This window comes from Pseudarthrobacter sp. NPDC092424 (assembly GCF_044754925.1).
Lineage (GTDB): Bacteria > Actinomycetota > Actinomycetes > Actinomycetales > Micrococcaceae > Arthrobacter.
The window spans coordinates 46,025-70,217 of the sequence record NZ_JBIVQC010000002.1; the positions used below are offsets into that span (position 1 = coordinate 46,025).

The 24,193-nt window shown below is 66.2% G+C and carries 20 protein-coding genes; 16 read left to right on the forward strand and 4 right to left on the reverse strand.

The features are described from left to right. Positions 1 to 33: 33 nt before the first annotated feature. Both pknB and ACIQCN_RS03240 read right to left on the reverse strand, forming a co-directional pair. Positions 34 to 2,037: a Stk1 family PASTA domain-containing Ser/Thr kinase gene (gene pknB, locus ACIQCN_RS03235; protein WP_400609387.1), complete on the reverse strand. Its 2,004-nt coding sequence runs from the start codon at positions 2,035 to 2,037 to the stop codon at positions 34 to 36. A 92-nt stretch (positions 2,038 to 2,129) separates the two neighbouring features. After that, positions 2,130 to 3,494, reverse strand: a complete 1,365-nt coding sequence (locus ACIQCN_RS03240) for a LysM peptidoglycan-binding domain-containing protein (protein ID WP_400609389.1) — start codon at positions 3,492 to 3,494, stop codon at positions 2,130 to 2,132. A gap of 248 nt (positions 3,495 to 3,742) precedes the next feature. On the opposite strand from ACIQCN_RS03240, the gene ACIQCN_RS03245 reads away from it, so the two are divergent. Then, a complete protein-coding gene (locus ACIQCN_RS03245) occupies positions 3,743 to 4,096 on the forward strand; it encodes an Rv2175c family DNA-binding protein (RefSeq protein ID WP_400609391.1) in 354 nt (117 codons plus the stop codon). A 76-nt stretch (positions 4,097 to 4,172) separates the two neighbouring features. On the opposite strand, the gene ACIQCN_RS03250 is transcribed toward ACIQCN_RS03245, so the two are convergent. Beyond that, on the reverse strand, positions 4,173 to 5,267 hold the full coding sequence (locus ACIQCN_RS03250) for a polyprenyl synthetase family protein (protein WP_400608373.1): 1,095 nt from the start codon (positions 5,265 to 5,267) through the stop codon (positions 4,173 to 4,175). Then, complete coding sequence (locus tag ACIQCN_RS03255) at positions 5,264 to 5,785, reverse strand: hypothetical protein (RefSeq protein WP_400608375.1); 522 nt, start codon at positions 5,783 to 5,785, stop codon at positions 5,264 to 5,266. The genes ACIQCN_RS03250 and ACIQCN_RS03255 overlap by 4 nt, the downstream gene beginning before the upstream one ends. A 130-nt stretch (positions 5,786 to 5,915) precedes the next feature. Here ACIQCN_RS03255 and dinB point away from each other — a divergent pair, with 130 nt between their 5' ends. From dinB to ftsZ, 15 genes are all read left to right on the forward strand, one after another. Then, positions 5,916 to 7,103, forward strand: coding sequence for a DNA polymerase IV (dinB, locus tag ACIQCN_RS03260; RefSeq protein WP_400609393.1), 1,188 nt, complete (start codon positions 5,916 to 5,918; stop codon positions 7,101 to 7,103). A 268-nt stretch (positions 7,104 to 7,371) separates the two neighbouring features. After that, the gene (locus tag ACIQCN_RS03265; protein ID WP_400608379.1) at positions 7,372 to 7,743 is read left to right on the forward strand and encodes a DUF3040 domain-containing protein; all 372 of its coding nucleotides are present in this window, start codon (positions 7,372 to 7,374) and stop codon (positions 7,741 to 7,743) included. 376 nt (positions 7,744 to 8,119) lie between these two features. Then, positions 8,120 to 8,548 carry a division/cell wall cluster transcriptional repressor MraZ gene (gene mraZ / locus ACIQCN_RS03270; protein WP_009358613.1) on the forward strand — a complete coding sequence of 143 codons (429 nt, stop codon included), beginning with the start codon at positions 8,120 to 8,122 and terminating at the stop codon, positions 8,546 to 8,548. 163 nt (positions 8,549 to 8,711) lie between these two features. Then, complete coding sequence (gene rsmH / locus ACIQCN_RS03275; protein ID WP_400608381.1) at positions 8,712 to 9,701, forward strand: 16S rRNA (cytosine(1402)-N(4))-methyltransferase RsmH; 990 nt, start codon at positions 8,712 to 8,714, stop codon at positions 9,699 to 9,701. Beyond that, complete coding sequence (locus tag ACIQCN_RS03280; RefSeq protein ID WP_400608383.1) at positions 9,698 to 10,351, forward strand: hypothetical protein; 654 nt, start codon at positions 9,698 to 9,700, stop codon at positions 10,349 to 10,351. The genes rsmH and ACIQCN_RS03280 overlap by 4 nt, the downstream gene beginning before the upstream one ends. 42 nt (positions 10,352 to 10,393) lie before the next feature. Next, positions 10,394 to 12,196, forward strand: coding sequence for a peptidoglycan D,D-transpeptidase FtsI family protein (locus ACIQCN_RS03285; protein ID WP_400609394.1), 1,803 nt, complete (start codon positions 10,394 to 10,396; stop codon positions 12,194 to 12,196). A gap of 79 nt (positions 12,197 to 12,275) precedes the next feature. Further along, positions 12,276 to 13,910 carry a UDP-N-acetylmuramoyl-L-alanyl-D-glutamate--2,6-diaminopimelate ligase gene (locus tag ACIQCN_RS03290; protein ID WP_400609396.1) on the forward strand — a complete coding sequence of 545 codons (1,635 nt, stop codon included), beginning with the start codon at positions 12,276 to 12,278 and terminating at the stop codon, positions 13,908 to 13,910. A gap of 6 nt (positions 13,911 to 13,916) precedes the next feature. Continuing rightward, on the forward strand, positions 13,917 to 15,383 hold the full coding sequence (gene murF / locus ACIQCN_RS03295; RefSeq protein WP_400609397.1) for a UDP-N-acetylmuramoyl-tripeptide--D-alanyl-D-alanine ligase: 1,467 nt from the start codon (positions 13,917 to 13,919) through the stop codon (positions 15,381 to 15,383). Next, a complete protein-coding gene (gene mraY / locus ACIQCN_RS03300; RefSeq protein ID WP_400609399.1) occupies positions 15,380 to 16,489 on the forward strand; it encodes a phospho-N-acetylmuramoyl-pentapeptide-transferase in 1,110 nt (369 codons plus the stop codon). Before murF ends, mraY begins: the two co-directional genes overlap by 4 nt. Continuing rightward, positions 16,471 to 17,991, forward strand: coding sequence for a UDP-N-acetylmuramoyl-L-alanine--D-glutamate ligase (murD, locus tag ACIQCN_RS03305; RefSeq protein ID WP_400608392.1), 1,521 nt, complete (start codon positions 16,471 to 16,473; stop codon positions 17,989 to 17,991). Before mraY ends, murD begins: the two co-directional genes overlap by 19 nt. A 2-nt stretch (positions 17,992 to 17,993) precedes the next feature. After that, entirely contained in the window at positions 17,994 to 19,280 is a 1,287-nt protein-coding gene (gene ftsW / locus ACIQCN_RS03310) for a putative lipid II flippase FtsW (RefSeq protein WP_400608394.1), read from the forward strand. Positions 19,281 to 19,286: 6 nt separating this feature from the next. After that, a complete protein-coding gene (gene murG, locus ACIQCN_RS03315) occupies positions 19,287 to 20,387 on the forward strand; it encodes an undecaprenyldiphospho-muramoylpentapeptide beta-N-acetylglucosaminyltransferase (protein ID WP_400608396.1) in 1,101 nt (366 codons plus the stop codon). Beyond that, entirely contained in the window at positions 20,384 to 21,772 is a 1,389-nt protein-coding gene (gene murC / locus ACIQCN_RS03320) for a UDP-N-acetylmuramate--L-alanine ligase (protein WP_400609401.1), read from the forward strand. The genes murG and murC overlap by 4 nt, the downstream gene beginning before the upstream one ends. After that, positions 21,762 to 22,769 carry a cell division protein FtsQ/DivIB gene (locus ACIQCN_RS03325; RefSeq protein ID WP_400609403.1) on the forward strand — a complete coding sequence of 336 codons (1,008 nt, stop codon included), beginning with the start codon at positions 21,762 to 21,764 and terminating at the stop codon, positions 22,767 to 22,769. The genes murC and ACIQCN_RS03325 overlap by 11 nt, the downstream gene beginning before the upstream one ends. Positions 22,770 to 22,952: 183 nt before the next feature. Continuing rightward, a complete protein-coding gene (gene ftsZ / locus ACIQCN_RS03330; protein WP_400608402.1) occupies positions 22,953 to 24,191 on the forward strand; it encodes a cell division protein FtsZ in 1,239 nt (412 codons plus the stop codon). Positions 24,192 to 24,193: the final 2 nt, after the last annotated feature.

Genomic DNA, 24,193 nt, shown 5'->3' on the forward strand with positions numbered 1-24,193 from the left:
ACCCCTGGCGGTGTTGCGGGCGGAGCGTTCCGGCTACACCACCGTCAGGGTGATGACCGAACCTTCGGGCGCCTCGGCGTCCACAGGGTCCTGGTCCCGGACCGTCCCGAAGAAGCCGCCCAGGATGTTGTTCACCCGAACCTCGAATCCGAGCCCTTCCAGCGCCTCGCGCGCGTCCGCGGCCTGCTTGCCGATGTAACTGGGGACCTTCACCATCCTCGGGCCTTTGGAGACCGTCAGGGTGACAGTTCCGCCGCGCGCCAGCGTTCCGCTGCCGGGCGACTGGCTCACCACCGCGCCCTTGGGGACCTTGCGGTCGAAGACCTCTTCGGCGGCAACCTCCGCAGACAGGCCCGCATCCTCGATCGCCTTCACCGCGTCGATCCTGTCCCGGCCTACTACCGCCGGGACGGGGATGGGCCGCGGGCCCTTGGAGACCACGAGTGCGACGGGAGTTCCGCGGCGGACCTCCGTCCCGGCCACGGGGTCCTGGGAAAATACGACGCCGGCCGCGACGTTCTCGTCGAAGCGTTCCGTCACGGCGCCCAACGCCATTTCGGCGCGCTGCACTGCGGTCCGGGCATCAGCCAGGGTTTCGCCTGCCAGTTTCGGCAGCGGGAAGAGCTGGGGGCCCTTGGAAACAAACAACGACACAGGCTGCAGCTTCCGGATCTCCTGGCCGGCGGCAGGGTCGCTGCCCACCACCAGGCCGGCGGGGATGTCGTCGTCGAAAACATCACTCGTGCTGGAACGGAATCCCGCCTGCTCCAACAACTGCTGCGCCTGCGCAACGGTCTTGTTGGCCACTGGCGGGACCGTGGCGGCCGAGCCCGGGCCCATGCCGAAGAACCAGCCTGCCCCGGTAGCCAGCAGGGCAAGGAGGACCAGCAGGACCGCCCAGAGCGCTCCACGCCGCCGCGGGTTGCCCTCACGCAGGCTCCTGGCCGGGGTGGCGGCGGCACGTGCACGCGCCTTCCCTTCTTCGCGTGCTGCCTTCTTCAGGGCGCGCTTGCCCAGCGGGGCGGGCTCTGCCGGGGGAAGTGGAACCACCGGGTGCCGGCCGAACGGCAGCGCGGCTGTGGGGTTGGCTGTTCGGGAAATGATCTCGGTGGGGGCGTTGCCCGCAGCGGCAGGGCTTGCCGGTGCGGGCTTCCGGTTGTCCGCGGCGGGCGGGTGCAGGTCCAGCTCCGCGTCGCTGAGGTTCGTCCTGATGTGACGCAGTTCCTGCAGCAGTGCGGTTCCGTCAACGGGCCGGTGCTCGGGGTCGTTGGCGGTGCACCATTGCACCAGTTCGTCCACCTCCGCTGCCAGGCCCGGGATCAGGTCCGACGGCGGCCCTACCGTCCCGTTGACGTGCTGGTATGCCACCTGGATGGGGACTTCCCCTTCGAAAGGTTGGCGGCCGGTGAGCATCTCGTACAGCATGATTCCCACGGAGTAGACGTCGCTGCGGGCATCCGCCGGCTTGCCCAGGACCAGCTCGGGGGAAACATAGGCCACGGTGCCGATCAGGGTGCCTGTGCCGGTGGACGCCGTGACGGCGCGGGCCAGGCCAAAGTCTCCTACCTTGATCCGGCCGTCGTCGGCGATAAGAACGTTTTCGGGTTTGACGTCGCGGTGGATGAACCCGGCGCTGTGGGCGGCAGCGAGTCCCTCCACCACCGGATCAATGAGCGCCAGGGCAAGGCGCGGAGGCAGGGCGCCTTTCTCATTGATGAGGTCGCGCAGGGTGTGGCCCTGGATGTACTCCATGACCAGGTAGGCGGTGCGTCCGTCAATGCCCTGGTCCAGGACACCCACCACATGAGGATGCGAAAGCCTGGCAGCCGCCTTGGCCTCGCGGGCCAGCCTGCCCAGGAAAGACTCGTCCGCAGCAAGGTGGGGGTGCAGCACTTTCAAAGCAACATCCCGGTCCAGCCGTTGGTCGGTCGCGAGGTAGACCGTTGACATGCCGCCGCCGGCCACCCGCGAGCGGACAGCGTAGCGGTGGTCCACGAGCGTTCCCACGAAGGGGTCTGTGGCAGGTTCGTTCACCATACGATCCTAATCGGCAGTGAAACGGGTCCGAACCGTCACCGGTCCGGACCCGTTGGGTGTGTCGCAGCCGCCTCGTGGTGAGGGGCGGGCAGTCAGCTGAAGTTCTTTTGGTGCGCCTTAATGGCGGCGACGTATGCCTTCGTGTCCTGGTACATGCCGTACTTGCTGACTGAATACTGGCCCTGGTAGTAGCCCGCAATGGCCAGGTCCTTGGTCTTGCTGGTGGCAAGGAGCTGGCGGATGATGGCAACGCCGGCCGTGACGTTGTCCTGGGGGTTGAGCAGGTTCAGCTTCCGGCCCACCAGGTCCGAAGCCCACTGCCCCGAGCTGGGAATGACCTGCATGGTGCCGATCGCGTTGGCTGGTGAAACTGCGCGCTGGTTGAACCCCGACTCCTGGTACGCGAAGGCAAGTGCAAGGGACGGTTCGACGCCCATCCTGCGTGCAGTGTCCGCCACGATGCCGCGCATCTGCTCCCGCGTCGGCACCGGGGAAGCGTTGAGCAGCGCCTTGTTCGCATTGGCCGAACTCACTACGGCCGGGGGATAGGTGAACCCGAGGAAAGTACTCGGAACCAGGGGCTTGGTTGCGGCAACCGGCTGAAGCGGGGATGCGGGTACGCCGCCCGGGATGGCCAGCTTGTTGCCCGGGTAGATGATGGAGCTCATGCTCAGCCGGTTGGCCGAGAGCAGGGCGGAGAGCCTGACTCCATGCCGCGACGCGATGGCGGACAGCGTGTCGCCGGCCCTGACAGTGTAGGAGCCGCCGGTGCGCTTGGGGGTTGATGCCTTGGCCGGTGCGGGCGCGGCTGCCCGCGCAGGCGCAGCCTTTGCGGCACCCATCCTGATCTTTTGACCCGGATAGATGATGGAACGGCCCGAGAGGTTGTTCCAGGCGAAGACATCGGCAAGCCGCACCCCGTGGCGGGCGGCAATTGCACCCAGGGTGTCCCCGGCCTTAACGGTATAGGTGGCACCGGAGACCGCGACGGCGGGACGTGCCGCGGCAGGTGCGCCCGCCTTGCGTGCTGCGGGTGCGGCAGCCGCTTTTCCGGACAACTTGATCTTCTGTCCGGGGTAGATGATCGTGGTGGCCTTCAGGCCGTTCAGCTTCAGCAGTTCACCCGTATTCAGGCCGAACCGCCGGGCAACGGCGCCGATGGTGTCGCCGCGCGCGATCGTGTAGCTGGCCGGCGCAGAGGGCCGCGCGGGCTGAAGTGCGGAGGGGATCGCAGTAGACACAGCTGCGGCGGGAATCACCGGCGCGGCTGCCTGGGCGGCCTGGGCCTTCATGGCTGCGGCGAGGGTCGCAGGCACGGCGCGGGCCGGTTTTTCTGCCGCGGCAGGCTCGGCGAGGGCCAGGGAGGACAACACGACTGCCGGCAGCGCCGCCGTGGTTGCGGCGATCATCGGCAGACTCGGCCTGGGGTGCTGCTTAGGCGAGTGGGACGTCGTCATGGAAGGAATCCTCTTCTCAACTGCGGGGCGGTCGGGGATAGCGGTGTTTATCCGGTACTAGTGTGACTTAAGTGAATAGTGTTATGACTGTGATCAATGTGAATCTCTCACGAATTTGCGAATAGCACAAGAATTCCGGCATTGGCGGCAATAGGAATTGGGCGGAGTGTTCCGGCGGATTGCTCCGCCTGCTCTCTCGACGGACCGTCGACTAGGCGCCGGGGCCGGCGCCGTGGCAACCTTGGTCAGTGACTAATGTTGAGAACCTTGTGGGCGAATGGCTGCCCCTGCCCGACGTCGCCCGGCTGCTGGATGTCTCCATCACCCGCGTGCACAGCCTGATCGACGAAAAGGCGCTGGCCGCCATCCGCGTCGGTGAGCGCAATATCCGGTGCGTCCCGGCGGAATTCATTCAGGACGGCCAGGTGGTTGACAGCCTTAAGGGCACCATCGTCGTCCTTGCCGATGCCGGCTATTCGGACGAAGACCTGATTGTCTGGCTGTTCACTGAGGATCCCTCCCTGCGCGGACGGCCCATCGACGCCCTCCGTGAGGGGCGGAAGACGGAGATCCGCCGCAGGGCGCAGACGCTGGCCTGGTAAGGGCGCGAAAGTCAAAGAGCGGAACGGCCAGGCCCCGTCAGGGTCCTGGCCGTTCCGCTCTTATGCGGCTCTGCCCTCAGGAGGCCCGGCTGACCGCCGATTCCGCCAGCCGTTGCAGGGCCGTCTTGGGCAGGTCCTCCAAAGGCAGTGCCGCCAGCGCGTCGAAGGCACGGCTGCCGAATTCGGCGATGAGTACTTCGGTGGCCTGGAGTGCACCTGAATCCTCGATAATCCGCCGGATTTCCATGATGTCCTCAGCCGACAGGTCCGGGTTCCCCAGCCTGGCATCGATGAAAGCGGATTCTGCAGGCGATGCCTGGTCCAGTGCCAGCGCCACGAGGACGGTGCGCTTTCCTTCCCGGAGGTCATCGCCGGCCGGTTTGCCGGTGGTCAGCGGATCCCCGAAGACGCCCAGGACGTCATCCCGCAGCTGGAACGCTTCACCCAGGGGCAGTGCGAAGGCCGAGTAGCCCCGCAGCAGTTCATCAGGCGCGCCGGCGAGCGCCCCGCCCAGGGCAAGGGGATGCTCCGTCGAATACTTTGCGCTCTTGAACCTGATGATGGAGTGTGCCCGGTCCACCGCCCCGGCCCGGTCGCGTACCGGGCCGGCTACTTCCTCGAGAATGTCCAGGTACTGTCCCGCCATCACTTCGGCGCGCATGAGATTGAAGATAAGGCGGGCACGCCCACCGGCAGCGGCCCGTTCGCCGATGTCCGTAAACGCTTCCTCGCTAAAGGACAGGCACAGGTCGCCGGCCAGGATGGCTGCGGCATGGCCGAAACGTTCGCTGTCCAGCGCCCAACCCTGCGCCTCATGGAGTTGGCTGAACCGGCGGTGGACGCTGGGCCCGCCGCGGCGCGTGTCGGACCGGTCGATGATGTCATCGTGGATGAGTGCTGCCGCTTGGAACAACTCCAGCGCGGCTCCCGCGGCTATGACTTCACGGGCGCCTGACTGCCCGCCGGCCCCCCGCCAGCCCCAGTAGCACATCAGGGCGCGGAGCCGTTTGCCGCCGGTCACCAGGTTGGATATCGAACCCATGATCGGCTCGATATCGGGGGAGATGGACGCCATGACAGCCTGCCGTCCGGCGAGGAACCCGTTAAGTTCCCCGGCAACGGATGCGACGAAGCCGGCCTGTTCGTCCCTTAACTGCTCTGCCGCCGTCACTTGACGGACTTCGCTGCCACGTTGGCGCCAATTGTGAACGTGGCTACGTCGCCGGCCTTAACTACAGAGACGTTGACCGTTTCGCCGTCCCCGCGCACAAAGTCCTTGGAAGCGACGGTTCCCACTGCGTCTCCGGGGACGGCCTTGAACCCCTGCCCGCTGAGGGACTTGGTGTAGAAGGCCAGGACTGCGGCCGGTGTGGCTTTGGTTGTGGCAACCAGCGCGGCTGTAGCGGGCGAGGTGGTCTTGTCGAAGCTGCTGGAAAGCACCGTGGCGCCCGGCATCAGGGGCAGCAGCTTCTGCGGAAAACCTGGCACGAATCCGCCAACGGTGGCAGTTGTCCCGGGCGAAGCGGACGGGCTTGGACCGGCGGAGGCCGCAGAAGCGGTGGCGGATGCCGATGTCGTGGATTCCGGCGACGCGGAGGGGGCAGGACTGCTGCATGCTGCCAGGGTGACGGCAACCGCCGCTGCGAGGGCGGTCAGGCCAGCCTGCCTGGGATTTCCAAAGACCGTCACAGGGTCATTCCTCCTGGAGTTGATGCCGGATCAGCCTCCAGTTTAGTCAGTAGCTGCCGATAGGATTGCAGCCGTGGGGCCAGAAGGTAAGAACCAGCCAGTGCCGGCACGGCCGCCAGGCCGCCGGCCCATGTGCATCATGCATGTGGATATGGACGCCTTTTTCGTCTCTGTAGAGCTCCGGAGCCGTCCCGAGCTCCTGGGCGTGCCGGTTATCGTCGGGTTTCCGGGGGAGCGGTCGGTGGTACTCTCGGCTTCCTACGAGGCCCGGGCCTTCGGGGTAAAGTCGGCGATGCCCATGGCAGTGGCCTACAGGCTGTGTCCCCAGGCGGTGGTCATTGAACCCCGTCATTCCCTCTATTACGAGGTATCCGGCCAGCTGATGAAAATCTTCGAATCTGTGACGGAACTGGTTGAACCGCTCAGCGTGGACGAGGCCTTCCTTGATGTCAGCGGAGCCCTTCGCCGGCTGGGGCCGCCACGGGGTATCGGGGAGCTGATCCGGGGGCGTGTCGCCACGGAGCTGGGAATCACTGCCTCGGTGGGGATCGCCGAGACCAAGTTCGTGGCCAAAATTGCTTCCACGCGCTGCAAGCCGGACGGCCTGCTGATGATCACGCCCGATGAAACTGTGCCCTACCTGCACAGCCTTCCCGTTGGGGCGCTATGGGGCGTGGGGGCCAAGACTGCCGAAGTGCTTGCCAGGATGGGGATCCGGACCGTGGCTGATGTCGCAGCGACGCCCCTGCCCACCCTGAAGAGGATCCTCGGTGCCGCCGGCGAGCATGTCCACAGGCTGTCCTGGGGCATCGATCCCCGTGTGGTTACGCCCGTCCGGGCGGAGAAGAGCATCGGCGCGGAAGAAACCTTTGTGGTGGATACCGCCGATGACGCCCTGCTCCACCGTGAACTGCTGAGGCTGTCTCACCGCACGGCCGGCCGCCTCCGGGCAGCAGGGCTTGTGGCCCGGACTATTGCCTTGAAGTTGCGGTACGCGGACTTTTCCACCATTAGCCGCAGCAGGACCGTCCAGACTCCCGTGGACAGCGCGCAGCTGATCTACTCGGTGGCCGTGCAACTCCTGGGCTCGGTGGGAGAACGGAGCCAGACCGTACGGCTGGTCGGCGTGCGCGCCGAACAGCTGGAGGAGTCCGCCACCACGTCGCTGCAGCTGAGTTTCGACCGGCGCGATGAGAACTGGCGCGCGGCCGAGCAGGCACTGGACCAGGTCACGCGGAAATTTGGAAGCAAATCGGTGCTTCCGGCCCGGCTGATGGAGCCGGGCCGAGGCACGGACGGAGCCTCCCGGCATGGCTGAAATGCCGGTCCCGGGCAACCCTTGCGAAACCCATTGGCGTCTTTCAGAACGGCCCGCGACAAACTATCCTTAGAGGTACATAGTTTATGAGCGAATGGACATACTGCCGGACCCTCTTGGACATGCTCCCGCTCCCGCGGCTGCATGCCGGGTTTCCGTTTTTGCCTGCACCGGCAAATACGGGAACCTCTTAGGCATCACAGCCGTTAATGGTGCAGAAGTCGTGGCTGGGACCAGCCCGGACGTTGGCCTACCAAAGGAGGTCGTGATGCCGCTGTCGGAGCACGAACAGAAGCTGCTGGAGCAGCTTGAAAAGCAGCTTCACGAGGACGACCCGAAGTTTGCGAATTCGATGGGTTCCGACCCGGGGCGCTCGTGGTCCACCAGGCATGTGGTGATTGGCGTGTTGTGCGCCTTGGCCGGCGTGTTCCTGCTCTTGGTTGGCGTTACTTTCCAAAACATATTTGTTGGCGTTCTGGGCTTTATCGTCATGGGCGGCGGCGTGTACTTCGCAACAATGCGCAGCAGCGCGCCCGCTGCGAAATCCGGAAAAACCCTAAAAGGAAAGCCGGGTAAGCGCGGGTCCTTTATGAGCAATCTTGAAGAGCGGTGGGACGAACGCCGCCGCGGGGAACCCTAAGCCCGCTCTCCTCCATTCCGCTCCCCGGATCAATTGCCGGGAGCGGGACAACAGTGAAAGACCCGCTTCGGCGGGTCTTTTTTTGCGCCCAATTGCAGCGTTTGCCGGCCCCGCATATCGCCCCGCAGCACCCGTGGTCCGGGGCGCGCTGTTCCACGCTGCTCGCGTCAAGCCCCTGCCGGCGGCGCACAATCCCTCCACTTTGCACCACCGGCCCGAAAACCGCGTCATTCCGCGGCGGGATTTGGTGGAAAAGGCTGGCAGAGGCGCGCGTTTGCGTTGACTGTGGTGGAAAGTGGAGTAATGTGGAGGACATAAGAGGGTGGTTGCAACACAGGGGATGTGCAGTTCCTGACAGCAGACAGGCGGTGGGCCAGTGTTCCTGGGAACCCATTCGCCGCGTCTGGATGAAAAGGGGCGGATCATTCTCCCCGCGAAGTTCCGCGAGGAACTTGCCAGCGGGCTGGTTCTCACGCGGGGCCAGGAGCGTTGCATCTACGTCTTCAGCGAGAAGGAATTTGCGCGGGTCCACGAGCAAATGCGGGAGGCACCGATCTCCTCCAAGCAGGCACGTGACTACATCCGCGTCTTTCTTTCTGGAGCCTCGGACGAGGTACCTGACAAGCAGGGGCGCGTGACCATACCACCGGCGCTCCGGGAATATGCAGGTCTCGGCAGGGAACTGGCGGTCATTGGCGCAGGTTCCCGAGCGGAGATCTGGGATGCCCAGGCTTGGAATGAGTACCTGGCGGAGAAGGAAACAGCCTTCTCCGAAACGGACGATCCCATTCCCGGCATTCTCTGAATGACGGACGGGACAGCAGCAGATTCTTGGATGAGATCTCCAGCCGGCCCACCGGCCGGCCAACCTGGCTCACTTCCCCGGAGCCAGGCGGGCCCGGTAGGCGCGGATGGGGATCTGGTCCAAGAAAAGGACAGGCACCAGCAACGGCGGAAGGGACCACGGCATGGATGAGAGCAGGCCTACGTCCGAACGCCATGTGCCGGTCCTTCGCGACCGGTGCATCAATTTGTTGGCACCCGGATTCGAGGCTGCGCGGCTCAGGGGCGAAACTCCCATCGCGATCGACGCCACCCTCGGCATGGGCGGCCATTCGGAAGCCATGCTGCAGCGGTTCCCGGACCTGCACCTCATCGGCATCGACCGGGACGAGGAAGCTTTGGCGCTGGCCGGGGAACGGCTCGCTCCGTTCGCGGCCCGCACCGATTTGGTCCATGCCGTCTATGACGAGATCCCCGATGTCCTCGAAGACCTTGGCGTCTCCGAGGTTCACGGCATCCTGATGGATCTTGGAGTTTCATCCCTCCAGCTCGATGAAAGGGAACGGGGCTTCGCCTACTCGTTTGATGCTCCGCTGGATATGCGGATGGACACCAGCCGTGGCCAGACCGCGGCAGACGTGGTTAACAGCTACGGCGAGGAAGAGCTTGTCCGGATCATCCGGAAATGGGGCGAGGAGAAGTTCGCTGGCCGCATCGCCAGCCGGATCGTCACGGCCCGGGCGGCCAGGCCGTTCACCACCACAGGCGAACTGGTGGAACAGATCCGGGCTGTGGTGCCTGCCGGCGCTGCGAAGTCCGGCGGCCATCCCGCTAAACGGACATTCCAGGCCCTCCGCATCGAGGTCAACGAGGAACTGGATGTCCTCGAACGGGCAGTTCCGGCGGCAGTGGACGCCATTGGCCTGGGCGGACGGATCGTTGTCATGTCCTACCACTCGCTGGAAGACAAGATCGTCAAAGGCGTATTCCAGGCCCGCTCCAAGTCATCGGCCCCACTGGGTTTCCCCGTGGAGCTTGAAGAACATAAGCCGGAACTGAAAACCCTCACCAAAGGCACCGAGGTGCCAACCGCCGACGAAATCGCCGAAAACCCCCGCGCTGCGTCAGCCAGGCTGCGCGCTGTGGAACGAATCAGAGCCAGGAGAGCCGAATGAGCACAGCAGCCGCCAAGACGTTTCCGGTCGTCCCGGGCACCTCGGCAACTGACGCCCACCTTCCCGCCGGCGCGGCGGGCCCGGCGAGGAAGGCGCGCACCCCGCTGTCCGTGGTCCGCACGGCCCCAAGGAAGCGGCGCGCTCCCTTCGTGGTCCTGTGCTTCGCCATGCTGGCAGTTGCCCTGGTGACAGTGCTGGTCCTGAATATTTCAGTTTCCACCGCCCAGTACGAACTGGTCACCCTCAAGGCGCGGCAGAGCACCCTGACCAAGCAGAACCAGGACCTGACCCAGCAGGTCCAGAATTTCGAAGCACCGCAGAACCTCGCCGCCAAGGCCACGGAACTGGGCATGGTTGCATCCACCGTGAAGGGACAGATCGACCTGTCCAACCTCTCTGTAACAGGAAAGGCGGTCCCGGCTGTCGAGGGCGGCGCAGCAGGGGCAGTCATTCCTGCGCCGGCCGTTCCCGGCCAGCTGATCGTGGTGCCCCCTGCGACCAAGGGCGAACCGCTGTCGGGCCGCAAGCCCGCGCAGGCAGCCGCCGCAGCACCGGCCAAGAAGAAGTCTGTGGCCGCACCGAAGAAACCTGCGGTGGAACTCTACGGCGGGTCCGTTCCGGTCCCGGAACAGAAGACCCCGGAGCAGTAGTACGGATTCACGCAGGACAGCCGAGCAGCAAGGAAGATCACGGTGGCGCAGAAGACCGGCAAGCCGCGGAACGCGAAAGAACCTGACGCCACCAAACGCCTCCGTCTTGGCCTCGGCATCATGCTGACGCTGCTGCTGGTGGTGGGCGGCAAGCTCTTCCTGGTCCAGGGTCTGGACGTCGGCGGCATGGCCGAGGCAGCGCTCAATAAGCGCATGATGCACACGGCGCTGCCCGCCGAACGGGGCAGTGTCCTTGACAGCCGCGGAACGGTCCTGGCCAACAGCGTGATCCGCTACAACGTGGTTGTGGACCAGCGCGTGAACACCAAGACTGATACCTTCAAACGGCTTGAGACCGTGGACGGGCAGGACCGGCTGGTGGACGTGAGCCGCGACCAGGGACATTCCGAACTGGCGAGCGTGCTGGGGATGGACCGGGAAACCATCCGCGAGGCACTCACCGGTGAGCAGCCCTATTACATTGTGGCGAAGAACGTGAAGCCTGATGTCGAAGACCGGATCTCCAGGCTGCAGATACCCGGCATCGTCACGCAGGGCGTGAGTAAGCGCGTGTATCCCAACGGCTCCATCGCCGGAGGGATTATCGGTTTCCTGGAAGACGGCAACACCGGCCAGGCAGGGATCGAGCAAACACAGGATGGAATCCTGCGGGGCAAGGACGGCGAGCGGCGCTTCGAAATCGGCGCGGACGGCCTCCGCATTCCAGTGGGCGTGGATGAACTGACGCCGCCGGAGGACGGCAAGGATGTGAAGCTCACTATCAACTCCGACCTGCAGTACTTCGCCCAACAGGCCATCCAGAGCCAGTCGGACAAGCTGGGCGCCGAGTGGGGCGTGATCATCGTCCTGGACGTCAAGACCGGAAACCTCGTGGCCATGGCCGACACCAACGCTCCGGATCCGAACAACCCCGGGCTCGTGGCTCCACACGACCGCGGAGTCCGGGCCGTGACAGCGGCTTACGAACCGGGGTCCGTGGAAAAGGTCCTGACGGCTGCCGCGCTTATCGAAGAGGGCAAGGCCTCACCGTTGTCCGAGTTCACCCTCCCGCCCTCCTACACGGTCAACGGGCAGACGTTCAACGATTCGTTCACCCACGGCACGGAGAAGCGGACGCTTGCCGGGATCCTGGGTTATTCGATGAACACCGGCACGGTGATGGCCGGCCAGCGGCTGAACAAGAAGCAGCGGTATGACTGGCTGAAGAAGTTCGGCATCGGCGACGCACCCGATATCGGCCTCCCCGCCACGGCCGGCGGGATCCTCACTCCGTACCGGCAATGGGACGGGCGGCAGGAATACACCGTGCTCTTTGGACAGGGCGTTTCCCAGTCCACGCTCCAGACAGTGCGCGCCTTCCAGTCCATCGCCAACAACGGCGTCATGCTCCAGCCACGGCTGATTGACAGCTACATCGCACCGGACGGCACGGAGGAAAAGGCTCCCGCGGCCGAAGCACGCCGGATCGTCTCCGAGAAAACCGCCCAGCAGGTCCAGGACATGCTGGAGAGCGCCGTGACCGAGGGCCAGATCAAGGATGCCGCCATTGACGGCTACCGGGTGGGTGCCAAGACGGGCACTTCGGAATCGCCCTGCGACAACGGCACCGCAGGCTTCTGCGGATACACCGCATCCATGGTGGGCATGGCACCGATGGACGATCCGCGGTTTATTGTGGAGGTTGTACTCCAGCGGCCCAAGGGCAGCATCTACGGAATTACGCAGGGGCCGGTCTTCCGGTCGGTGATGAGCCAGGCGTTGCGTACCTACAACGTCCAGCCCTCCACCGGCCAGCCGGCAAGGCTGCCCCAGTTCGCGAAGTAATACGTTGGCCGCAGCAGGCCGCGCCAGCTGGCGCTGCCCGGTGCGCCCGGCACGGTTCACTAGCACTATCGGAGACCCCTTGTCTGAGTTCGATTTGCCCGACAGCACTGCTTCCTCGGATACGGCCGGCATGGTCCGGTTCCGCCCGTCGGCGGTTGAACCGCTTCGGCTGGAGAGCATTGCGGAATCCGTGGGGGTCCCCGTTCCCGGCGCGTCAGCGGATGTGCTGGTCAGCGGCATCTCGCTGAACTCCCGGAATGTGGAGCCGGGCGATCTCTACGCGGCGCTTCCGGGAGCCTCCCGCCACGGAGCGGACTTCGTCGCTGAAGCCGTCGAGGCCGGCGCGGTTGCCGTGCTGACCGACGAAGCCGGGGCCCGCATGCTGGCGCTGTCCTCGGATATCCCCGTTCCGGTGCTGATCACCGCGAACCCGCGCAACGCGGTGGGACCACTGGCGGCCATGATCTACCGCAGCCAGCCGGCGCAGGGCGGCGCGCCGCGGCTGTTCGGAGTGACCGGGACCAACGGCAAAACCACCACGACCTACTTCCTGACCTCCCTCCTTCGTGCGCTCGGGAACCGCACCGGGCTGATCGGCACCATCGAAATCCTTGCCGGGGCCGAGCCCGTCCCCAGCCTGCTCACCACGCCGGAGTCGCCGGACGTCCACGGGCTCCTGGCGCTCATGGGGGAGCGCGGCCTGGGTGCCGCCGCGATGGAGGTCTCGTCCCACGCAATCGAGTTCCAGCGGGTGGACGGCGTGCTCTTCGACGTGGCCGGTTTCACCAACCTGACCCAGGACCACCTGGACCTCCACGGCACCATGGAAGAGTACTTCGCAACGAAGGCGCAGCTATTTACGCCCGCGCGCGCCCGCCGGGCAGTGGTAACGGTCGACGACGAATGGGGCCGGCGGCTTGCCGGCTCGGCAACGGTGCCGGTGACCACGCTGGCAACGGCGCCCGGCCCTGCTGCTGACTGGACCGTGACGGATACCGCCCCGGACGGCTTGGGAACCCGGTTCACGCTGACCGGGCCCGGAGCGGCCACTCTGTCCGTCCGCACGGGCCTGCCGGGAACCTTTAATGTGGCCAACGCCGCCCTTGCCACCGTGATGGTCCTGGCCTCCGGGATCGGACCCGCCGACCTGCAGGAAGCCCTGGACCGCGCCGACCCCTTCACGGTGGCGGTACCGGGGCGAATGGAACTCGTCTGCCGGGAGCCCGCGGCAGTTGTTGATTTTGCCCACAACACCGACGCGCTGGCCCGCGCCCTGGAAGCCGTGCGGCCGGCCGGGGCAGGGGCGCGCACCATCCTGGTTTTCGGTGCCACCGGACAGCGGGACCAGGGCAAGCGGCCGGCAATGGGGGCCACCGCCGTCCGCCTGGCAGACACCGTGATCGTCACGGACGACGACCCACATGACGAGGACGCCGGCGAAATCCGCGCCGATGTCCTGGCCGGCGCCAGGGAGGCGCTGGAAGCTGAGTCCCTTACCGCCGACGTGCTCGAAGTCTTCCCTCGCGACGAGGCGATCCGCAGGGCCGTGGACCTTGCCCGGCCGCAGGACACCATCCTCGTGGCCGGCCGCGGGCATGAGGTGTGGCAGGAGGTCAAGGGCGTGAACATCGCCCTCGACGACAGGGTGGAACTGCGCAGCGCCTTGACAGCCCGGGGATTCAACGTTCTCCCGGACGAGCGGATAGAGTCCTAGACCGACATGATTGCATTTACTGCGGCGGAGATCGCCGACATCACTAGCGGGCGCCTGGACGCCGATCCTGGAGTGACGCCCCTTTCGGTGGTCACGGACTCACGTGAAGCCACGCCCGGCTCGCTCTACGTCGCCAAACCGGGAGAAAACGCCGACGGGCACAACTTCCTCCCTTCCGCGTTCGAGGCAGGGGCCGTCCTTGCCCTTGTGGAGCGCCCCGTCAGCCGTCCCGACGGCACCCGGTACCCCGCCGTCGTCGTTCCCGATGCCGTGCTGGCCATGGGAGCTCTGGCTGCCGAGGCAGTGCGCAGGATCCGGGCCGTCCGCGCTGCGGCGGGACTGGAACTGACCGTCATCGGCATCACCGGCTCTGCCGGGAAGACAACCACCAAGGACCTTCTGGCCGGGATCCTTGGTGCGCAGGGACCAACCGTTGCCCCGCAGGGTTCCTATAACGGCGAGATCGGCGTGCCACTCACCGTTTTCCGGGCCGATACGGAGACACGCTACCTCGTGATAGAGATGGGGGCCACCGGCATCGGGCACATCGAGTACCTGGCGCGGATGGTGGAACCGGACGTCGGCATTGTCCTCGCCGTGGGAACCGCCCACGCCGGAGAATTCGGCGGCGTGGAGAATATTGCCGTGGCCAAGGGCGAGATGGTTGAAGCCCTCGCGGAAACCGGTACCGCCATCATCAACCTTGACGACGCCCGGGTCGCCGCCATGAGGGACCGAACCGTTGCTTCCGTGGTCGGGTTCTCCGCCGAAGGACGCGGCGACGCCGCTGTCCAGGCGCTGAACCTGGACACTAACGCCGGGGGCGGCCCCGAATTCGACCTGGTGCTGCCGGATGGCGGCCCGGCCCGCCATGTCAGCAGCCGACTTATCGGTGGCCACCACACCGGCAACCTGCTCGCCGCGGCCGCCGCCGCCTGGTCTGTGGGAATCCCCGGGGACGCGATCGCTGTTTCGCTCTCCAGCCAGGCTGCCGCCAGCCGCTGGCGGATGGAACTGACCGAGCGCCCGGACGGCGTCACCGTCATCAACGACGCCTACAACGCGAACCCTGAGTCCATGCGGGCGGCCCTCCGCACGCTGGCGGACCTGGGCCGCGGCCGCCGCACCTGGGCAGTCCTCGGCGCCATGCTGGAACTCGGGGAAGATTCGATCCGGGAACACACGGCCGTTGGCACCCAGGTTGTCCGCCTCAACATCTCCAGGCTGGTGGTGGTGGGGCGGGAAGCCCGTTCGCTCTACGTCTCCGCCGTCCAGGAAGGTTCCTGGGGCGACGAATGCGTCTTTGTGGAAACCGCCGATGAGGCGTTTGAACTCCTCAACGCCGAACTCCTGCCCGGCGACCTTGTCCTGTTCAAGTCCTCCAACAGCGTGGGGCTGAGGCACCTGGGCGATCGGATAGCATTACCACCACAAACCCCGCAAAGCGCCGAAGAAAGGAGCACTCTGCTGTGATTGCACTTTTGATCGGCGCCGGGTTGGCACTGCTGTTCGCCCTGGTCGGAACCCCCCTCTTCATCCGGCTCCTGGTCCGCCGGGGCTACGGCCAGTTCATCCGGGACGACGGACCCACCTCACACCACACCAAACGCGGCACACCCACCATGGGCGGCACGGTGGTGGTGGGCGCGGTCCTGCTGAGCTACGGGCTGACCCACCTCATCATGATGATGGTGAACCCTAATTCGCCCGGACCCTCTGCGTCCGCCCTGATCCTGCTCTTCCTGATGGTAGGCATGGGCCTGGTGGGCTTCCTCGATGACTTCATCAAGATTTCCCGGCAGCGAAGCCTGGGGCTCAACGCCAAGGCCAAGCTGATCCTGCAGGCTGCCGTTGGCATCGCATTCGCCGTCCTTGCCCTGAACTTCCCGGACCACCGGGGCATCACGCCGGCCTCGACCAGGATCTCCCTGGTTCGCGACCTGCCGTGGCTCGACCTGGCCTTCGGCGGCACCGTCCTCGGCGCCATCCTGTTTGTCCTTTGGTCCAACCTGATCGTCACCGCCGCCACAAACGGCGTCAACCTCACCGATGGACTGGACGGCCTTGCAGCCGGCGCGTCGGTCATGGTGTTCGGCGCCTACACGCTCATGGGTATCTGGCAGAGCAACCAGGCCTGCGGGTCCCCACGGGAGGCCGGCAGCGGCTGCTACTCAGTCCGCGACCCGCTGGACCTGGCGCTGCTCGCAGCCATCCTGAGTGCAGCGCTGGTGGGCTTCCTGTGGTGGAACACCTCACCGGCCAAGATCTTCATGGGTGACACCGGTTCCCTTGCCATCGGCGGTGCCATTGCCGGTTTCGCCATCCTTTCCCGCACGGAACTCCTGCTGGGCATCATCGGCGGCCTGTTCGTGCTGATCACGCTTTCCGTGATTATCCAGGTGGGCTACTTCAAATTGTCCGGCGGCAAGCGCGTCTTCAAGATGGCGCCCCTGCAGCACCACTTCGAGCTCCAGGGCTGGGCAGAAGTGACGGTAGTCGTCCGGTTCTGGATCCTGTGCGGGCTCTTCGTGGCCGTGGGCCTGGGAATTTTCTACGCAGAATGGGTTGTGCTGCTGTGACCGTTACATCTGCCCGCCTCGAAAACCTCGTCAGCTGGGACTCCGACTGGTCAGGACTCCGCGTCGTGGTGACCGGCATCGGGGTGTCAGGTTTTGCCGCCGCAGACACCCTCATTGAACTCGGCGCCAGGGTGGTGGTCGTAGACGCCGCCGAAACCGCCACCGCACGTGCCCACGCCGACACCCTGCGGATCGTCGGAGCCGCCGACGTCCTGCTGGGCCCGCAGGCGGTGACCTCCGTTCCGCGGATCGACGGCGAACTTCCCGAACTCATCGTGACCTCTCCCGGCTGGCGTCCTGACCAGGCCCTCCTGGCTGCCGCCGCGCGCGCACACATTCCGGTGTGGGGTGACGTGGAACTGGCCTGGCGCGTCCGCGAACGGGCCGGGCGGAAGACTGCGGACTGGCTGGCGATCACCGGCACCAACGGCAAAACCACCACAGTCGGCCTGACCGAATCGATCCTTCGAGCTGCCGGCCTGAAAGCCATTGCGGTAGGAAACGTGGGCACGCCCATCCTCGACGCCCTTCGCGATCCCGTGGAGTACGACGTCCTGGCCGTGGAGCTGTCCAGCTTCCAGCTGCACTGGTCTTCATCCCTCTCGCCCGTGGCGAGCGTCTGCCTCAACGTCGCCGAGGACCACGTCGACTGGCACGGCTCGTACGACTCCTACGTCGCGGACAAGGCCAAGATCTACGAACGCACACAAAAAGCATGCATCTACAACGCCGAACAAGTCGAAACCGAACGCATGGTGGAAAATGCCGACGTAGTGGAAGGCTGCCGGGCCGTTGGTTTCACTACGCTCACCCCCGCCATCAGCATGCTCGGCGTGGTTGAAGGGCTCCTGGTGGACCGGGCCTTCATCGAAGAACGCCGGGACAGCGCGGCCGAACTGGCCGCTATGGCAGATCTGGGCCCCATCGCTCCGCGGCACATGGTGGCCAACGCCCTCGCAGCGGCCGGCCTGGCCAGAGCCTACGGCGTTGAGCCCGCCGCGGTGAAGCAGGGCATCAAGGACTACCTGCCGGGCGACCACCGGATCCAGCCGGTGGCCCGCTGGAAGGGAGTGCTGTGGATCAACGATTCCAAGGCCACGAACCCGCACGCTGCGGCGGCTTCGCTGGCAGCCTTCACCAACGTGGTCTGGATAGCAGGTGGCCTCTCCAAGGGCGTTTCCTACGATGACCTCGTCAGCGGCCATGCGCACCGGCTCAAGGCGGTGGTACTGATCGGCAAGGACGCTTCGGAACTTGCCGCCGCCCTGGCGCGACACGCTCCGCACGTCCCGGTCATCAGGCCGGAAGAGGACCAGACTGGAGATGTCATGGCGCAGGCGGTGGCGGCGGCAGCCGGCGTGGCCGGCTCGGGTGACACCGTGCTCATGGCCCCCGCAGCCGCATCCATGGATCAGTTCACGTCCTACGCGCATCGTGGCGACGCTTTCATCGAGGCCGTCCGCGGGCTGGTGGAAGGGCAGGACGAGACCGGCGAGGAGTAGATATGGCCAACACCGCAACGCGACGCCCGCCGGTCAGCAAGGGCGGCGCCCGGGTCCGGTCGGCCTACCAGAAGTTCTGGTCCGCCCTCGAGGGCACCGGCACATCAAGGAACGGCTCCACCTACTACCTCATCCTGGGCTCCACCCTGGCGCTGACCGCCATCGGGATCATGATGGTCCTTTCGGCCTCCAGCGTGGAATCCATTGCCGCGGGCAAATCGCCCTACGGTGACGCCATGAAGCAGGGCATCTTCGCCACGCTGGGGATCTTCCTCATGTTCGTCCTCTCCAGGGTGAACGTGGTTTGGCTCAAACGGCTTGCCTGGCTGGGGATCGGGGTTGCCCTGGTGCTCCTGGTCCTGGTCCAGCTGGTGGGCGACGAAATTAACGGCAACCGGAACTGGATCAACGTTGGCGGGTTCACCTTCCAGCCGTCCGAGGCGTCCAAGCTGGCCCTGGCCCTGTGGATGGCGACCGTCCTTGCCAGGAAGGGCAGGCTGCTGAGGCAGTGGCTGCACATCGCCGTGCCGGTTGTTCCGATGGCGGGCCTCATCATCGGGCTGGTGCTCTGGGGCAATGACCTGGGCACGGCGATGATCATAATGATGCTCGCTGCTGCTGCGCTTTTCTTTGCCGGCGTCCCGCTCTATTTCTTTGGCCTTGCCGGGCTGGTTGCCGCGGCAGGAACCGCGGCCATGGCCATGGCCAGCCCCAACCGGATGTGCCGCATCACCTCATGGTGGAGCGGCGAAAACTGCGCCGACGGCACTGACGTGAACTACCAGGCCACCAACGGACTGTACGGGCTGGCGTCGGGCGGCTGGTTCGGCGTGGGCCTGGGGCAAAGCAGGCTCAAGTACAACTGGATCCCGGAAGCCCACAACGACTTCATCTTCGCCATCATCGGCGAGGAACTCGGCCTGGTGGGCACCGTCGTCGTACTTGTTCTGTTCGCCATCCTGGGTGCTGCAATTTACCGCGTAGTGGTGGCGCAGGAAGACATGTTCCACCGCGTTCTGGCCGGGACCATCATGGTATGGCTGCTGGGACAGGCAACAGTTAACATGTCCGTGGTCACCGGCCTGATGCCCGTCATCGGCGTGCCGCTGCCGTTCATTTCCTATGGCGGTTCCGCATTGCTGATGTCACTGTGCGCCATCGGCGTGGTCCTGTCGCTGGCCAGGGAACAGATGGCACCGGCCATCCGGCCGCAGCGGATCCTCAAATTCAAGGCCGCGCCCGCTTGGGCCGCCGGCCGCAAGACGAAGACTGCCAGAAAGCGTGCCTGACCCCAGATGACCTCCAAGAATCCTTCCATCGTCCTTGCCGGAGGCGGCACCGCAGGGCATATCAGCCCGCTGCTTGCCATCGCCGCCGCGGTCCGTGAGGCTGCCCCGGAATCGTCAATCCTCGCCGTCGGCACGTCCTCCGGGATGGAATCCCGGCTGGTTCCTGCTGCCGGCGTTGAGCTTGCCACGATCGACAGGGTGCCGTTTCCGCGCCGACCCTCCCTGGACCTGCTCCGCCTGCCGGGCCGCCTGGCCGGAGCGGTCAAGCAGGCCGGGGCGATCCTGGACGGCGCCGCCGCGGACGTCCTGGTGGGCGTCGGCGGATACGTCTGCACGCCCATGTACCTCGCCGCCCGCAGCCGCCGGATCCCCATCGTGATCCATGAAGCCAACGCCCGGCCGGGCCTGGCCAACCGGGTAGGCGCCCTGTTCACACGCCGCGTGGCCGTGGCATTCGCGGGCACGCGGCTGCGGCACGCCCGGCATGTGGGCATGCCCATGCGCACCGGGATTTCACAACTGGACCGGGCAGCGGCGCGAGCCGGGGCACGGCGTTCCCTGGGGTTGGATGGAGAGCGGCCCACCCTGATCGTGACCGGCGGATCCTCCGGTGCGCTGAGCATCAACCGGACCATCGCGGCCTCTGTGCAGCTGCTCGCGGACGCGGGCATCCAGACCCTGCACATCACCGGCCGCGGCAAGACCGTCACCGACGCATCAGGTCAGCCGCTTGCCGCCGAAGGCTACCGCCAGGTGGAGTACGTGGACGGGATGGAAACCGTGTATGCCGCTGCGGACGTACTGCTGGCGCGCGCCGGTGCGGCCACCGTCTCCGAGGCTGCCGCCGTCGGCGTCCCCGCCGTCCTGGTGCCCCTGCCCATCGGCAACGGCGAACAGGCGCTGAACGCCGCCGGCCTCGTGGAGGCAGGCGGTGCCCTCCTGGTGGCGGACCGCGACTTCAGCCCCGCGTGGGTGGCGGAGCAGTTGATTCCGCTCCTCACCGACGAAGCACGCCTGGCCGCCATGGCGGCAAACTCATACCGGCTTGGCGTCCGGAACGCCGACCAGCAGATGGCTGGTCTTGTCTTGGAAGCGGTAGGCGCATGAACCACCACAACAATCCCGCCCCCGCGGGCCTCAGCGGGCTGGGGAACGTCCATTTCATCGGCATCGGCGGCGTGGGTATGTCCGCCGTGGCGCGGATCATGGTGGCGCGCGGTGTCCCCGTCAGCGGTTCGGACGCCAAGGACCTTCCCGTGATGGCGGACCTGGCAGCGGCCGGCGCGCGGATCGCCGTCGGTTACGCCGCCGTCAACCTCGGGGACGCCCAGACCGTGGTGGCCGGTTCGGCCATCCGCCCGGACAACCCCGAACTCGCTGCCGCGCGGGCTGCAGGACTGCCGGTCCTGCACCGCTCCGAGGCGCTGGCCGCGACGATGGGGGACGACACAGTGGTTACGGTTGCCGGCACGCACGGCAAGTCCACCACCACGGCCATGGTGGCCGTCCTCCTCAAAGGTGCCGGGCTGGACCCGTCCTTCGCGATTGGCGCCAACGTGCCGGCGCTGGGCGTCAATGCCGCGCACGGCAAGTCCCCGGTATTCGTGGCCGAGGCTGACGAATCGGACGGCTCGTTCCTCAATTACCGGCCGCGGATCGCCGTGGTCACCAACGTGGAGCCGGACCACCTGGACCACTACGGTACCGCCGAGGCCGTCTACGAATCCTTCGACCGGTTCACCGCCTTGCTGCCGGCGGACGGCGTACTGGTCGCGTGCGCCGACGATCCCGGCGCGCTGGCCCTTGCTGAACGCACCCGAGGGCGGGGAAACACCCGCGTGGTCCTTTACGGGACGGGGGAGGGCGCTGCGCTGAGGCTGCACGACGGCGGCCCGGGCGACGTCGCAGTCTCCACACCGGAGGGGAGCTTCAGCCTGGCCCTCCAGGTTCCCGGGCGGCACAACGCGCTGAACGCTGCGGCGGCGTTCGCCGTGGCGCTGGAACTCGGCGTGGAGCCGGCTGCTGCGGCGGCGGCCCTGGCCCGCTTTTCCGGCGCCTCGCGCCGGTTCGAGTTCAAGGGATCGGCACGCGGCGTGCGGGTCTTCGATGACTACGCCCACCACCCCACCGAAGTCCGTGCCGCTCTGTCTGCCGCCCGGACGGTGGCTGCCGGGCATAAGGTCCATGTCCTGTTCCAGCCACACCTGTTCTCCCGGACCCGCGAATTCGCCCGGGACTTCGCCGACGCCCTCAATCTCGCGGACACCGCCCTGGTCCTGGACATCTACCCGGCCCGGGAAGACCCGATCCCCGGCGTCACAAGCCGGCTGATTGCCGACCACCTGCACCACGGCGGCCGCCTCGTGGCGGGCGAAGATGCCGTGGCCGAAATGGTGGCCGCTGCCCGGGACGGCGACGTTATCCTCACCGCCGGAGCCGGTGACGTTACCGCTTTTGGTCCGCGCATTGTCGAGGCCCTGCATGGCAGGTAACCGGCGCCCCACCTACACACCCGCCGGCAGCCAGGGCGGCAAGGGCGACGACGTCATTTCCGCCTCGCGCGAGGTCCCGGAGACAGCGCCGCCCGCGGCGGCCGGCATGGCGTGCAAGCTCTCGAATCCGGACAAGGCACCGGGGCCCCGCAAGGGCAACGGGCCGGGTGTGGCCCCCAAGCCGCCCAAAGACCCGGTCAAGGCGCCCAGGGCGCCCCGCGGCTTCCCCGCGTTCCGCCGGAAGGAGCGCCCCGCGGCGGCTTCCCCCGATGCTCCGAACGTGGTGGCGTTCCCTGAGCCCAGGGCCAGACGGATCCGGCGGAACGTGCTGGTGGCCATGGGAACGGTGGTGGCCGCGGTGGCGGCGCTGCTTGTAGCCGCCGTCTATTCGCCCTGGCTGGCGATGGACAGCGTCTCGGTCAGCGGCACCCGGCTCCTGACGCAGGCGCAGGTCCAGACTGCCCTGGAACCGCTCAGGGGAAAGCCCCTTCCGCAGATCACGGACCAGGAGGTGGCCACCCTGCTCGAGCCGCTGGTCCAGGTGAAGTCCGTGTCCGTCCAGGCCCGGCCTCCCTCGGGCCTGGCCGTGATAGTGCGCGAACGAGTACCCGTGGCACTGGTCAAGCGGGGCAAGCAATACCAACTGGTGGATGTCGAAGGCGTGCGCCTGGCTGTGACGGCCGATCCCACGACGGTCAAGCTGCCCGTGATCGACGGAGGTGCCGGAACCATCGGGAAGGACCTCTTCCGTGCCACGGCAGCAGTCCTTGGCGCCCTGCCTGCCGACGTGCTTGCCAGGCTTTCCAACGCTTCGGCCCAGTCCGTGGACGCAGTGCAGCTCAAGCTGGTTGACGGCCAGACCATTATCTGGGGAAACGCCTCGGACAGGGAACTGAAGGCAAAGGTACTGGCCGCGCTCCTGAAGGTGCCGGCGGACCCCAGGAACCCGGTCCGGGTGTATGACGTCAGCGTTCCGCGCCATCCGGTGACCCGGTGAGCGGCATTCTTTCGGTATTAATACGACACGCGGACCCGGTTATTGAATGTGGGTAGCAGACGAAATACCGTCACAGACATGAGTTACTTGACATAACTATAACCTTCAACTCGAAGGTTAAGGTTGTAAAGCTTCAAGCTCTCCATCAGTTTTCGCAATAAACACGAACAAGGGACACGTAACGTGGCAGCTCCGCAGAATTACTTGGCCGTCATCAAAGTCGTCGGCATCGGCGGCGGTGGCGTGAACGCAGTCAACCGCATGATCGAGGTCGGCCTCCGAGGCGTTGAATTCATCGCCATCAATACCGATGCCCAGGCCCTGCTGATGAGCGATGCCGACGTTAAGCTCGACGTCGGGCGTGAACTGACCCGCGGCCTTGGTGCCGGCGCCAACCCGGAGGTCGGCAAGCAGGCAGCCGAGGACCACGCCGACGAGATCGAAGAGGTCCTGCGCGGCGCCGACATGGTCTTCGTGACCGCAGGCGAAGGCGGTGGAACCGGCACCGGTGGCGCCCCTGTGGTGGCGCGCATTGCGCGGTCCCTCGGAGCTCTCACCATCGGCGTCGTCACCAGGCCCTTCACCTTCGAAGGCCGCCGCCGCGCCGGCTCGGCCGAGGCGGGCATCGACGCGCTGCGCGATGAAGTCGACACCCTGATCGTCATCCCGAATGACCGCCTGCTGTCCATCAGCGACCGCAACGTCTCGGTGCTGGACGCCTTCCGTTCGGCGGACCAGGTACTCCTGTCCGGCGTGCAGGGCATCACGGACCTCATCACCACCCCCGGCCTGATCAACCTCGACTTCGCGGACGTGAAGTCCGTCATGCAGGGTGCCGGTTCCGCCCTCATGGGCATCGGTTCGGCCAGGGGCGAAGACCGTGCCGTCAAGGCCGCGGAGCTTGCCATTGCATCGCCGCTGCTTGAGGCCTCGATCGACGGCGCCCACGGCGTCCTGCTCTCCATCCAGGGCGGGTCTGATCTCGGCCTGTTCGAAATCAACGAAGCCGCGCGCCTGGTACAGGAAGTGGCCCACCCCGAGGCGAACATCATCTTCGGTGCTGTCATTGACGATGCCCTGGGTGATGAGGCGCGTGTCACGGTCATCGCTGCCGGGTTCGACGACGTCAAGGCCACCTCGCCGTCCATGGACCAGTCCCAGCCGGCCGCCGCAGCTCCGGCAGCACCGTCCGCTGCTCCGGCGTCGGCGCCTGCCCACCAGCCTGCTGCCGGCAATCAGCAGGTCAACGCCCGTCCGGTGCCCGCTACGGTTGGAGCGGCCGGGCTGAGCAACTGGGGGCAGCAGCACCCCTCGTCCATCCCCGCTGACTCCGGGTTCGACGTAGACCTTCCCTCCGTGGTGGAGCCGGACCTGACCGGCAACCACCCTGATGACCTGGATGTCCCCGACTTCCTGAAGTAGGC